The 12,842-nt window shown below is 72.5% G+C and carries 10 protein-coding genes and 1 tRNA gene; 1 reads left to right on the top strand and 10 read right to left on the bottom strand.

Going from position 1 to position 12,842, the window contains the following annotated elements; all coding sequences use genetic code 11:
- Positions 1–253 precede the first annotated feature (253 nt).
- Entirely contained in the window at positions 254–679 is a 426-nt protein-coding gene (locus ACX80U_RS15870; RefSeq protein ID WP_459269124.1) for an HIT family protein, read from the top strand.
- Between the two features lie 137 nt (positions 680–816).
- On the opposite strand, the gene hrpA is transcribed toward ACX80U_RS15870, so the two are convergent.
- The 10 genes from hrpA to ACX80U_RS15820 form a co-directional block, all read right to left on the bottom strand.
- Positions 817–4,860 carry an ATP-dependent RNA helicase HrpA gene (gene hrpA / locus ACX80U_RS15865; protein ID WP_459269121.1) on the bottom strand — a complete coding sequence of 1,348 codons (4,044 nt, stop codon included), beginning with the start codon at positions 4,858–4,860 and terminating at the stop codon, positions 817–819.
- Between the two features lie 66 nt (positions 4,861–4,926).
- On the bottom strand, positions 4,927–5,913 hold the full coding sequence (locus ACX80U_RS15860; RefSeq protein ID WP_459269120.1) for a helix-turn-helix transcriptional regulator: 987 nt from the start codon (positions 5,911–5,913) through the stop codon (positions 4,927–4,929).
- A gap of 41 nt (positions 5,914–5,954) precedes the next feature.
- On the bottom strand, positions 5,955–6,554 hold the full coding sequence (locus ACX80U_RS15855) for a hypothetical protein (RefSeq protein ID WP_459269119.1): 600 nt from the start codon (positions 6,552–6,554) through the stop codon (positions 5,955–5,957).
- Entirely contained in the window at positions 6,551–7,930 is a 1,380-nt protein-coding gene (locus tag ACX80U_RS15850; protein ID WP_459269118.1) for a DUF58 domain-containing protein, read from the bottom strand. The genes ACX80U_RS15855 and ACX80U_RS15850 overlap by 4 nt, the downstream gene beginning before the upstream one ends.
- Entirely contained in the window at positions 7,923–8,942 is a 1,020-nt protein-coding gene (locus ACX80U_RS15845; protein ID WP_459269117.1) for an AAA family ATPase, read from the bottom strand. The genes ACX80U_RS15850 and ACX80U_RS15845 overlap by 8 nt, the downstream gene beginning before the upstream one ends.
- On the bottom strand, positions 8,939–9,433 hold the full coding sequence (locus tag ACX80U_RS15840) for a hypothetical protein (RefSeq protein ID WP_459269116.1): 495 nt from the start codon (positions 9,431–9,433) through the stop codon (positions 8,939–8,941). The genes ACX80U_RS15845 and ACX80U_RS15840 overlap by 4 nt, the downstream gene beginning before the upstream one ends.
- Entirely contained in the window at positions 9,430–10,170 is a 741-nt protein-coding gene (locus ACX80U_RS15835) for a DUF4129 domain-containing protein (protein ID WP_459269115.1), read from the bottom strand. Before ACX80U_RS15835 ends, ACX80U_RS15840 begins: the two co-directional genes overlap by 4 nt.
- Before the next feature lie 118 nt (positions 10,171–10,288).
- Positions 10,289–10,361, bottom strand: a tRNA-Arg gene (locus tag ACX80U_RS15830).
- A 108-nt stretch (positions 10,362–10,469) separates the two neighbouring features.
- Complete coding sequence (locus ACX80U_RS15825) at positions 10,470–11,981, bottom strand: FAD-dependent oxidoreductase (protein ID WP_459269114.1); 1,512 nt, start codon at positions 11,979–11,981, stop codon at positions 10,470–10,472.
- A complete protein-coding gene (locus tag ACX80U_RS15820) occupies positions 11,978–12,838 on the bottom strand; it encodes an FAD:protein FMN transferase (protein WP_459269113.1) in 861 nt (286 codons plus the stop codon). Before ACX80U_RS15820 ends, ACX80U_RS15825 begins: the two co-directional genes overlap by 4 nt.
- Positions 12,839–12,842: the final 4 nt, after the last annotated feature.

The following is a 12,842-nucleotide window of genomic DNA, read 5'->3' as shown; positions in this document are numbered from 1 at the left end:
CGCCGACGACGATCTTCGTCCCGTTGTTGTCCATGGCCCAGCCACCCTGGAACTGGTTGGTGTAGAACCCCGTGTTGATCGACGGGTACCAGTGGAGCTGGGTGGGCACGGTCTGGCCCGCCGCGGGACGGCAGGGTAGCGTCGGAGCATGAACCCAGGACGTCCCGTACCGCCGCCCCTGCGCGGCGGCGTCGCGCTGACCTCCGGGCCGGCGCACGGCGACGTCCCGTCGGACGAGGCCCCAGGAGGATCGATGAGCACGCTCTTCACCCGGATCATCAACGGAGAGGTCCCCGGCCGCTTCGTCTGGCAGGACGACGACGTCGTCGCGTTCCTGACGATCGCCCCGATCACCCCCGGCCACACGCTCGTGGTGCCGCGCCGGGAGATCGAGCACTGGCTCGAGGCCGACGCCGGGACGCTCTCGAAGGTCATGGCCGTCGCCCAGAGGATCGGGAGGGCCCAGGAGGAGGCTTTCGGCGCGCGGCGCGTGGGGGTCCTGCTCGAGGGCTACGAGGTGCCCCATCTCCACGTCCACGTCTGGCCGACGCAGTCGCCGAAGGACTTCGACGTGAAGCGGGTGGACCTCGCGCCCGATCCCGCCGCCATGGACGGAGCCGCGGAGGCCCTGCGCGATGCCCTGCGGACGGCCGGCCACGGAGCGAACGTCCCGGACTGACCGGGCGGGCACGACGCCGTCGCGGGACCTTCCCGACCCGGAGGTCCGGCCCCGTACCTCGAGCGCCCTCGGGCGGCTCGAGGCCGCGCGGCACTCCCGGCTCGTGCCGTCCCTCGACGGGCTGTCGCCGACTCCTCCTACCGCGCGGCGGCGAGCGCCTCGTTGAGGGCCGTCCGCACCCGCTTCTCGGACACCGAGTACGCGGTGCCGAGGTCCTGGGCGAACAGGCTGACCCGGAGTTCCTCGATCATCCAGCGCACCCGTGCCAGCGAAGCGGGCCGGTGTCGTCCCGCGGCGAGCGACGCGACGGCGTCGTCGTACTCGTCCTCGAGGCGCTGGATGACGGCCGTGGCGAGCCCGTCGCGCTGCACATTCGTCGGGAGCTTCTCGAGCCGGACCTCGATCGCCTTCAGGTAGCGGGGCAGGTGGGCGAGCTGGGCGTAGCCCGTCGCGGCGACGAAGCCGGGGTGGACGAGGTGTTCGAGCTGGCTCCGCACGTCGTTGAGGGCCGTGATCAGGGCGAGGCTCGTGGTGCCCCGCAGCTGCTTCTGGATGCGGCGATGGCTCGAGAGCACCTTCTCCACCGTCGCCGTGACCGTGAAGACGGTATCGATCAGCTCGGCCCGCACCTCCTCGTACAGGCGGTTGAAGGCCTGCTCGGTCCAGGGCAGCTCCTCCGGGACGAGCTTGTCGATGGCGGCCAGCGAGCAGTCACGGATGAGTTCGGCGACACTGCCGTGGGGGTTCTGGCTGAACGTGAGTTTCTCGGTGTTGCTCAGGTGCTCCAGGACGTACTTGGCGGGGCTCGGGATGCGCAGCGACAGAAGCCGGATGACGCCCGCCCGCATGACGGTCGACTGCTGGCCGGCGTCCGGGAAGACCTTCAGGCCCACCGACGTGCCCTCGTCGACGACGGCGGGGAAACCGGTGACGCGGTGGCCGCCGATGGTGCGGGACACCTCGCGCTCGATCGTGCCGAAGGCCCACGTGGTCTCGCCGGTCCGCTCGGCCACCGCGGGTGCCTCCGCCACGGCGAGGCCGCCGCGGGCCGGTGCCCCGCCCGGGGCGGCCTGTCCGCCCCGGGCGGCGGCGTCCGCGGATCCGGCGTTCCGCGCGGCGCCGCGTCCCGCATGGTCGGTCCTGCCGTTCCGGCCGGCGGCTGCGGTGGCGGCCTTTCCCCGCCCACCACGGCCGGGTCCGCCCGCGGGTCGCGTGCTGCCCGGGGTGGCGCCCAGTGACTGCGCGATGGCGCGGCTCACCGCGGGCGCCAGGGACTCCTTGAGCGCTTCCAGGTCGCGGGACTCGTCGAGCACGCGGCCGTCGGCGTCGACGATGCGGAACATCATCAGCAGGTGCGGGGGGACCGCCGACCAGTTCCACGACCCCGGCGGGACGATGTGCCCGCGCAGGCGCCGCAGCGCGAGTTCGAGGGACGCCTCGAGGTCGTCCTGCGCCGGGTCGAAGTCGGCGGCCAGGGCGGCGACGGCGGTACGGGCGACGTCGGGCGCCGGCACGAAGTTCTTCCGCACCTGCTTCGGCAGCGACTTGATGAGTGCCGTGACGAGTTCCACGCGCTGGCCCGGGATCTGCCAGCGGAAGGGCTTCGGGTCGAGCTGGTTGAGGAACAGGACCGGGATGGTCACCGTGACGCCGTCGTGGGCGCCCGGTGTCAGGGGCGAGAACTCGTAGGCCAGGGGCAGCTCGAAGCCCGCCTGGTGCCACACACTCGGGAAGGCCGCCTCGTCGAGCTCCGCGGCGTCCTCGCTGAGGAGTTTCTCCGGATCGAAGTCGAGCAGGTCCGGCTGGTCCTGGCGCGCGGTCTTCCACCACGAGTCGAAATGGCGCTCCGAGACCACCTCGGTGCCGATCCGCTGGTCGTAGAACTCGAAGAGCGTCTCGTCGTCCACGCGGAGGTCCCGCCGTCGGAGGCGGTTCTCGAGCTCCTCCACCTCGGCGAGGCGGGCCTGGTTGCGGCTGAAAAACGTGTGGTGCGTCTTCCAGTCGCCCTCGACGAGGGCATGCCGGATGAACAGCTCCCGCGCCACCTCCCGGTCGATCCGCCCGTAGTTGATGCGGCGCTGCGGCACGATCGGCACGCCGTAGAGCGTGACCTTCTCGTACGCCATGACCGAGCCCATCTTCCTCGACCAGTGCGGCTCGCTGTAGGTGCGCTTGACGAGGTGCGGCGCCACCTGCTCGGCCCACAGCGGGTCGATCCGGGCGACGACACGCGCCCACAGCCGCGAGGTCTCCACCAGCTCGGCGGCCATGACCCAGTCGGGCGACTTCTTGAACAGCGCCGAGCCGGGGAAGACGGCGAAGCGGGTCCCGCGGGCACCGGCGTACTCCCGCTTGCGCTGGTCGTAGAGGCCGATGTTGCTCAGCAGCCCCGAGAGCAGGCTGATGTGGATCTGCTCGTGCAGCCCGACCGGGTCCACGGGACCGGCGGGCAGGGTGATGCCGAGCGGCTTCGCGAGCTGGCGCAGCTGCTGGAAGAGGTCCTGCCATTCCCGGACGCGCAGGTAGTTGATGAACTCCGCCTTGCAGAGCTTCCGGAACTGCGTCGAGGAGAGCTCATCCTGCTTCTCCTGCAGGTACCGCCACAGGTTGAGATAGGCCGTGAAGTCCGAGTTCTCGTCCACGAAACGCTTGTGTTTCTCGGCGGCCTGCTGCTGCTTCGCCGGCTGGTCCGCCGAGGGCCGCTCGCGCGGGTCCTGGATGGTCAGCGCGGCGGCGAGGACCATGACCTCCTTCACCGAGCCACGCGAGCCCGCCTCCACGATCATGCGCCCGAGGCGGGGGTCCACGGGGAGCTGCGCGAGCTTGCGGCCGACGGCGGAGAGGCCACCGTCGTCCTTCAGCGCCCCCAGTTCACGCAGCAGGGCGACGCCGTCGTTGATCGCCTTGGTCTCCGGCGGCTCCACGAAGGGGAACTCGGCGATGTCCTTGGGACTGCGCGTGACACCCATCGCGGCCATCTGGAGGATGACCGCCGCGAGGCTCGTCCGCAGGATCTCCGGCTCGGTGAAGGGCCTGCGCGACGCGAAGTCCTCCTCGGAGTAGAGGCGGATCGCGATACCGTTCGAGACACGTCCGCTACGGCCGGAGCGCTGGTTCGCCGACGCCTGCGAGACGCGCTCGATGGGCAGCCGCTGCACCTTCGTGCGGTGGGAGTAGCGGGAGATGCGGGCTGTCCCCGTGTCGATCACGTACTTGATGCCGGGTACGGTCAGCGACGTCTCGGCGACGTTCGTCGCGAGGACGATCCGGCGGTGGCTGCCGGTGGGACGGAACACCCGGTGCTGCTCCTCGAGCGAGAGCCGGGCGAACAGGGGCAGGACCTCCGTGCCGCGCAGGCGGGCCGTGGACTGGATCCGTGCCCGGAGGGCATCGGCGGCGTCGCGGATCTCGCGCTCGCCGGAGAAGAACACGAGGATGTCCCCGGGGGCTTCGAGCGAGAGTTCGTCCACGGCGTCGCAGACGGCATCCAGCGGGTCGCGCTCCTCCTCGAGCTCGCTGTCCGCGCCGCCGTCCCCGTCGTCGAGCCCGCCGGGCGGCTGGTCGAGGGGCCGGTACCGGATCTCGACGGGATACGTGCGCCCCGAGACCTCGATGATCGGGGCGGGGGAGGTGTCCTCGACGGCGGCGTCGGCCGCGAAGTGGGCGGCGAAGCGCTCCGGGTCGATGGTGGCCGAGGTGATGATGACCTTGAGGTCGGGCCGTTCGGGCAGGATGCGCCGGAGGTACCCGAGGATGAAGTCGATGTTGAGGCTGCGCTCGTGGGCCTCGTCGATGATGATGGTGCTGTACTTGCGCAGCATCCGGTCGTGCTGGATCTCGGCGAGCAGGATCCCGTCCGTCATCAGCTTGATCTTCGTCTTCCGTCCCACCGACCCGGTGAAGCGGACCTGGTAGCCGACCTCCTCGCCGAGGTCCACCTGCAGTTCCTCGGCGATGCGCTCGGCGACCGTACGTGCCGCGAGGCGCCGCGGCTGGGTGTGGCCGATCAATCCGTGCTCGGCGAGGCCCAGCTCGAGGCACATCTTCGGGATCTGCGTCGTCTTACCGGACCCGGTCTCGCCGGCGATGATGGTGACCTGGTTGGCCGCGATCGCGGCCATGATGTCTGCCCGGCGTTCCGAGACGGGAAGGTCCGCGGGGTAGGAGATTGTCAGTGCCATAGTTGCCTGCCAGTCTAGTTGCTCGCACCCGGCGGCAGGCGGGCGTTCACTGAGGGCAGGCCTCCGTCACTCGTGGGCGTCGGCTCCGGAGCGGACACCGGTCGCAGCGGAACGGCGCAGTCGCTCGGCCACGACGAGGGCGCGCTCGCGCATCTCGGCGGGCTCGAGGACCTCGAAGTCGATGTCCCAGCTCGCGAGGTAGGCCAGCGGGAAGTCGAGGGAGTCGAAGCCTGCCCGGAGGAGCGTGTGCCCGTCGCCGTCCGCCTCGAGCGTGCCGGTGCTCGACGGGACGCGCGCCTCGAGTTCCGGCAGGGGCGCGGAGAACCGGATGACCGCGTCGTACGAGTAGGGCGACCGCGTGATGGACTCCTGGACGTAGGCCGCGAGGTCCGCGGCGGGCAGCGGGCGGGGCGCGAAGCGGTCCCTCGCCACAGGGACGCTCTGGCAGCGGTCCACGCGGAACGTGCGCCAGTCCTCCCTCGAGCGGTCGAAGGCCACGAGGTACCAGCGCCTGCCCGTGTCGACGAGGCGGTAGGGCTCAACGATCCGCCGGGACGATTCGCCGTCGTGCCGGTCGTAGCGGAACGCGACGCAGCGCCGTTCCGTGATGGCCGCCGAGAACGCCGTGAGCACCTCGGGGTTGACCGGCGTGCTGGCCGCCGCCATGCGCGTCACCGCGGACCGGAGGCCCGAGAAGCGCGGGCGCAGGCGGGGCGGCAGGACCTGTTCGAGCTTCGTGAGGGCGCGGACGGACGCTTCCCCGACCCCGGAGACGGGGCTGGCCGTCACCGCCGTCAGCCCGATCGCGACCGCGAGCGCCTCGTCGTCGTCGAGCAGGAGCGGCGGGAGCTGCGCGCCGGCGCCCAGCTGGTAGCCGCCGGCCACGCCGGGGGAGGCGTTGATCGGGTAGCCCAGGGTGCGCAGTTTCCCGATGTCCCGGCGGACGGTGCGTTCGGTGACATCCATGCGCTGCGCCAGGGCCGGTCCGGTCCACTCCCGCCTCAGCTGCAGGAGCGAGAGGAGCTGCAGCAGGCGGGCCGACGTCTCGATCATGCCGCAACGGTACAGCGACCTGCGGACAGCTGCTGTCCGCATCACGCGTTGTGCGGGGAGCGCCTCCGCCGGGTGTGCGGCCACGTCCTGCCTCGGGTCGTGCCCTTCCTCACCCGCTGTCCCGCCGGCTGCAGGACCAGCCACAGCATCCACCCGGCCAGGGCGGCCGTTCCCACGAGGACCGCCAGGAGACTGGGTGCGGCGTCGTCCACGAGCAGCGCCAGGGCGGCCACGGGCTGCGCTGCCGCCTGGATGCGGAGGAAGGACAGGCCCAGCTCGCCGAGGGCGGCCCTGCTGATCCAGCCGTGCAGGGGCAGCGGCAGGAGCAGGAGGTAGAGGACGAAGACGGCGTGCAATCCGGCCACGAAGACAGGGAGCCACAGTGACCCGGCAGGCACGTTGACCGCGTAGGCCACCACCAGGAGCAGGAGGCACAGCGAGACAGGCCCGATCGACGGGGCCACGGCCGCACCCGCCGCCACGACGACGGGCAGCAGGACCCACGCGGAACCGTTCCAGACGACACCCCCCAGCAGGACCGCGGCGAGGGCCGTGGCGCACCGCACCAGCCACAGGGGGACGAGCCCCTGCCGGTCGGGCACCGCCGGGACGCCGCTCCGCGCCCGGCGCCGAGGGATCACGGTCCCCTCCAGCCGGCGCTCCGGCCTCCGCGCCGGTCGGCCTGCCGAACAAGCAGGCGGAGGCCTGCGTCGAGACCCGTGTCGGCCCCGGGATCCGGGTCGGGAGCCGCAGCGGACCCGTCGCGGCCGGTGTCCACCCCTGCCGCCGCCATCCCGCGGAACACGGGGATGCCCCCGTGCCGCAGGTCGTCGAGCAGGAGGCGACGGCGCAGGAGGGTGAGCCGTACCGCCAGGGACTGCGCCGTCGTCGACTCCGTCCTGTGGAGCGGCGGCACGCAGTCGACGCCGGCGACGAGGTGCCCCTGGGCCTGCCACAGGCGCAGGAGGCGGGCGGGCTCCTCATCGAGGAAGGCGGAGAACACGACGACGACGGCACCCTGCGGAGGGACGGGGTCGCGTCGCCGTCGCCGTCGCGGCACCACCGACGTTCCGGCCAGGCGGGTCCTGACCTGCTCCAGGTGCCGCGCACCCGCGGCCGAACGCAGGGCCCGTCGGGTACCCGACAGGTCGGCGAGCCCCACGCGGTCGCCGACCGCCAGGTAGGACGCCGCCACCGTCGCCGCGGCGGTACGCGCCACGTGGAGGGATGCCGGGGCAGTACGCGGCGGATCAGCGACGAACCAGTCCCCGGTCGACGCCGGAAGGTCGTGGGCCTGGTCGACGACAAGGAACACGGACGCCTCGGCATCGGCGAAGGTCCGGCGGACCATGAGCCTGTCCTGGTCGGCCGATCGGCGCGCGGTGGCCCGCCAGTCGATCCGCCGGAGCCGGTCACCCGGCTGCAGGGGTGCGATGGACCGCAGCTCCCCGCCCTCGCCGGGGCGCCTCGACGCGTGGGTCCCCGCAAGGCCCACGAGGCGTCGCGAGGCTGGATGCGCGAGCAGTGGTCCCACCGGCGGGAGGATGCCGACCCGGACCGGGACGGCCTGCGCGAAGCCCGTCGCGTCCGAGAGGTCTGCCCGGAAGCTCGCCGCGCCGTACGCCAGGACCTCGAGCTCCCCGGACGGCGGTGCATCCACGAGCACCGGGCACTCCTCGTCCGACCGCAGGACCAGTGCGTCCGGCCGGCATCCCGCCGCGGCCAGCGTGGTCGCGACGAGCCGCTTCTGCGCAGGCTCCGCCTCCTGCTGCGGTGCGAGCAGGAGGCGCAGGCGCGAGCCCCGGCCCTCGGCGCGCCGCTCCACCGTGATGCGGGCGGGTGGGCCCGCGCCGACGCGCATCCCGGTGCGGCCGGACAGGGCGAGGAGTGCGAACGGCGTGGCGAGGGCGACCGTGTCCGCCCGGCCCGACACGAGTCCGGCCACGACGCAGACCAGGGTGAGGACCACGGCCAGGGCCCAGACGGGGGACCTGCCGTCCCGGCCGCTGCTAGCCATGCGGCGCGGTCGACGGCGTCGGGATCTCTGCCAGGACGTCCCGCACCACCGTCTCGGCAGCAACGCCCTGCGCCCAGGAGGACGGCGTCAGCGTGAGCCGGTGAGCGAGGACGGCGACGGCACCGTCCTTCACGTCCTCGGGAAGGACGAAGTCGCGGCCGTCGAGCACCGCGAGGGCGCGGCCGAGCAGCACGAGCGCCTGGGAACCACGGGGCGAGGCGCCCACCTCGACGGCGGGGTGGCTGCGCGTCGCTGCCGTGAGCCGCACCGCGTAGTCGATGACGTCGTCGTCCACGCCCACAGACTCGACGGCCGCCTGCAGGCGCAGCAGGCCGTCGGCCGTCGTGACGCTCTCCACCCGCGTCTCCTCCTGGCGGCGCGAGATCCTGCGCGCGATGATGTCCCGCTCGCCAGCCGGGCCCGGGTAGCCGAAGCGCAGGCGCACCAGGAAGCGGTCCAGCTGCGCCTCCGGCAGCGGATACGTGCCCTCGAACTCGATCGGGTTGGACGTCGCGAAGACATGGAAGGGCCGCCGGAGCGGCAGTGTGATGCCTTCCGCGGACACCTGCGCCTCCGCCATGGCCTCGAGGAGGGCGGACTGGGTCTTGGGTGATGTCCTGTTGATCTCGTCGGCGAGGAAGAGGCCCGCGAAGATCGGGCCGGGCCGGAACTCGAACTCCCGCGTGGCGGGGTTGAAGATCGACGAGCCGGTCACGTCGGAGGGCAGCAGGTCGGGCGTGAACTGGAGCCGGCGGAACTCGAGCCCGAGCGCCTGCGCGAGGGTCTTCGCCGCGAGGGTCTTCCCGAGGCCGGGCAGGTCCTCGAACAGGACGTGCCCGCCCGCGAGGACGGCGGCGAGGGCCAGGCGCAGCGGATCCTCCGCGCCGACGACGACGGTCCCGGTGCGGTCGAGCACCTGGCGTCCCACGCGCGCGGCCTCGAGCGGATCCCCGTCCCCGGGATCGGCGGTACCGCCTGCCGCACCGGTCAGGTCGGCGTTCCGGGCTGTCATGGTCTCTCCTCGTGCCGGGCGGCGGGAAGGGCGGCCGCGGATGGGCGGGCGTGCGTCCGGGAGCCTGTCGACGTGGCTGCGATCCGGTCCAGCTCGTCGAGGAGGGACCGGATCTCGCGGTGCGTCAGGGTGGCGGGCCGTGCCCGCGTGAGGAAGGTCTCGAGCCCGCTGCTCCTCGGGACGTCCGGCCGCGCTGCGGCCAGGGACGCCGCGACGGCGTGCATCTCGAGGACCGCCCGCGTGCCGGGGTCGGCGGACGAGAGCGAGAACTCCAGCGCCTGCAGGTCCGCGAGGCCCCGGGCCTGCTCGGGCAGCGCCGGCAGGGTGGGGCGGGGGAACTCGATCGCTTCGAGGAGCCCGTTCGCGACACCCGCGGCGAGGGCCGCACCCACGAGGACGACCGCGTGGCTATCGTCGAGGCCGAAGAACCAGCAGGCGACGATCGCGAGCACGATCAGGACCCCGGTGACGGCCCACGCGGACGGTCTCACGGTGTCACCGCGGGCCGGGATGCGAGCGCGGCGGAGAGCTCTCCGACGGCGGCCACGGCCAGCTCGCGGTCGGCGGGGCCCAGAGGGAGGGACGGCCGGGCGCCGCGTGCCTGCCCGAAACGGGCGCGCTGGTACAGGCGGTTGAGCGCGACCAGCGGCCGGGCGGGAAGATCGAGCGAGGCAGCTGCAGCACGGGCGAAATCCGTCGAGGTCTGTGCCGGCCCGCGCCGCACGCCTGCCGCGGCGCACAGGCGTTCTAGGTCCAGCCAGCACCGGATGACGGCGTCGGAGGTGTCGGTAGCGCCGGTCAGTGCGGCACGGAAGGCCTCGGTCCAGGCGGGAAGGGCATCGGCGGGCGGTGCCGGCGTCGCGGGTGGTTGAAAAGCTGCCTGGTCCACCACGCGGTCCTCCGCCGTCTGTCCCGTGCGGAACCGCAGCAGGTACCGCACGAGCAGCGCCAGTGCGGCCATCGCGACGAGCAGGAGGGCCGCCACCGCGAGGTCGCCGCCGATCACCAGGCGCTCGCCGTCCCCGGGCAGGATCTCCTCCTGCGCGGTCGCCGACGGCGACGGAGCCACCAGTGGGCCGGAGGGGATGGCGGGAGCGTCCAGCACGGGACGGGCCGAGAGATCCCCCATGGAAGCGGCAGCGAGGACGGCGAGGACGAGCACGAGGACCGTGAGTACCGCGGGGACGCGGTCCGGCCGGGGCCGCTGCGGCTCACCGTTCGTCCCCACGTTCCCCCCGCCGGTAGGTGCTGGTTTGGCCCCGGGGGCCGCATCCTGTGGAGCCTACCAAAACAGAACCGCCGCCGGCCTGGTGGCCGACGGCGGTGGACTCTGCGTGAGTCGTGTGTGCCCTCGATAGGATTCGAACCTACGACCTTCTGCTCCGGAGGCAGACGCTCTATCCCCTGAGCTACGAAGGCGGACACGGGAACTCCCGTACCCGTTAGGGACTCGTAGAGCTTATCAGGTGGCGGTCGGGTCGGGAAAACGCTCGTCGGTACCGACCGCGTCGCCGCCCCGTCCGGGTGTCAGTAGCCGAGGAAGGCATCGGTCCGGATGCGCGCGACGCCGGCCCTGCGTACCTCCGAGCGGATCCGCCCGAGGAACGCCGGCGACCCCGAGGCGAGCACCCTGCGTTCCCCGAGGTCCGGCACCGCGGCGAGGAGGGTGTCCGAGGTCGGCTCGGCGCCACCGTGGATCCACCGTTCGGGGAGTGCCGGCGCAGGCCCCGCCGTGGGCATGAACAGCACCACCCGCGTGCCGAGCTCGAGCAGCTCGTCGCGGAAGGCGATCTCCTGTTCGCTCCTGACCTCGTAGGCGAGGACGACGTCGCGCTCCTCGCCGCGCGCGGCGAGGTCGCGCAGCTGGCTGATGAAGGGGGTGACCCCGATCCCGCCCGCGGCGAGGAGCAGGGGGACCGACGGATCGCGCGGGAGGCTGAAATCGCCGCCCACGAGTGTCCCGGTGATGCGGGCCTCCTTCGGCAGCTCGAGGAGTGCCTTCTTGAAGGAACTGCCCGATGCGGTGGTCCGCAGGCCGAAGGAGAGGGCTTCCCTGTCCTGCGGGGCGGAGGTGATGCTGAAGATCCTCCGGCTGCCGCGGCTGTCCGCGCCGCGGTGCGGCATGGAGAGCTCCATGTACTGCCCTGCCCGGAAGCGCACGGGGCGGGCAGGTTCGAAGACGAGCTCGGTGCTGGTGGGTGTCAGCTGCCGCGATCCGGCGAAGGACAGCTGTACGCCGCGCCGCTGGCCCATGAGGAACGCGACGGCGTTGCCGATCAGGAGGGCGAACTCCGGGCCGAGGAAGACCGGTCCGACGGACAGCTGGAGCGCGAAGACCGCGCCGACGGTCCCGGCGAACAGCCACTGCTGCCAGCGGAGCGGAGGCAGGGTGAGCGGCTCCGTCATCATGAAACCGAGCAGGAACAGGACGGGGTACGACGTCAGGACGAGCTGCAGTCCGGTGCCCGGTGTCATCCCGGACCGGGCGAGTCCGTAGAGCAGGATGCCGACCGCCACGAGCAGGAAGACCGCCCCCATCGGGAGCTTCCGCGTGCGGTACAGGAGGAGCGCGGCGCCCAGTGCGACGACGGGGAGCATGTAGGGGTTGGCGACCCACCAGGCCGCGGCACCCACGCCGAGCAGGGTGGCGACCACGGCACCCGTCGCCGCGGGGTTGAAGATGTGCCGTCCACGGAAGGCCAGGAGGAACTTCGACGCACCGGCGGCGATTCCGGCCGCGAGGATGCCGCCGAGCCCGGACGCGGTGCTCGAGGGGAACATGATCAGGAACACGATCAGTCCCGTGATGAGCGACGAGTCGGTGTGCGGACGCAGCCGCAGGATCAGGGCCATCAGTCGGGTCCCGATGATCGTCCCGCCGACCGCGGCCACGAGCGTCCCGCCGAGCTCGGCCGGGGTGTAGGCGAGGAGGCCCGTCAGCGACAGCGCGAACGCCTCCACCGTCAGCACCAGGAGCAGGATCAGCGTCAGCCGGTACATGGTCATGCGGCCCAGCAGGCCGTCGAGTGCTGCGGTCATGAGAACAGGGCTCCTGCGAGGGGGTCGGAATAGCGGGCGCGTCCGTCCGAGTACATCAGGACGAAGTCGAAATCGAAGGTTCCGGCGAGGTCCGCGGGGTCCGCGACGAACAGGGCGGTGCACAGGCCGTCGGCTGTCATGGCGTCCTCGGCGAGGACCCAGGTGGCGACGACGGAGTCCACGGTCCGGCCCGTCCGGGCGTCGAGGACGTGGTGCAGGCCGTCCCCCCACACGCGGCGGTTGGCGGCCGAGGCGCACAGCGCTCCGGCGCCCAGTTCCACCGTCCCGATGGCCGACGACGGATCGTAGGGGTGCTCGAGGCCGACGGTGATGGTGCCGGCGCCTGCCCGCCGCATGTCGCCGCTGGCGTCGACGACCACGTCCTCGTGGCCGGCAGCGACGAGGGCGCCGAGCATGAGGTCCACGAGCTGGCCCTTGCCCGCGGCCCCGACGTCCAGGAGGGCCGGCTCGAGCAGCGTGACGCCGTCGTCCGTCCACTCGAGGACGTCCTCCCAGGCCCGCGCCGGTGCCGGCGCCTCGGAGGGGACGAAGGAGTAGGCGGCGTCGTAGCCCTGGGCGGCGAGCCGCTCACCGACCAGGGGGGAGACGCCGCCGCCGGTGAGGTCGTACAGCGAGCGCAGAAGCCGGCCGAGGGGCGCCCCGTGGTGGGGCAGGGCGAGCCGTCCTCCGGTCCGCGCCAGCGCCGTGATGCCCGAGTCCTCCCGGAACCGCGAGTAGACGGCGTCGTACTCCTCGGCGAGTCGCAGCAGCCCGGACCTCTGCTCCGGTGCCAGGGGCGAGGCGCTGTCCACGCGCCACCGGGTGCCGATCGCGTCGAAGCCAAAGGTGTCCGCCACGCCG

The organism is Arthrobacter sp. TmT3-37 (assembly GCF_054510835.1).
This window is presented reverse-complemented; position numbering and strand designations above follow the sequence as displayed.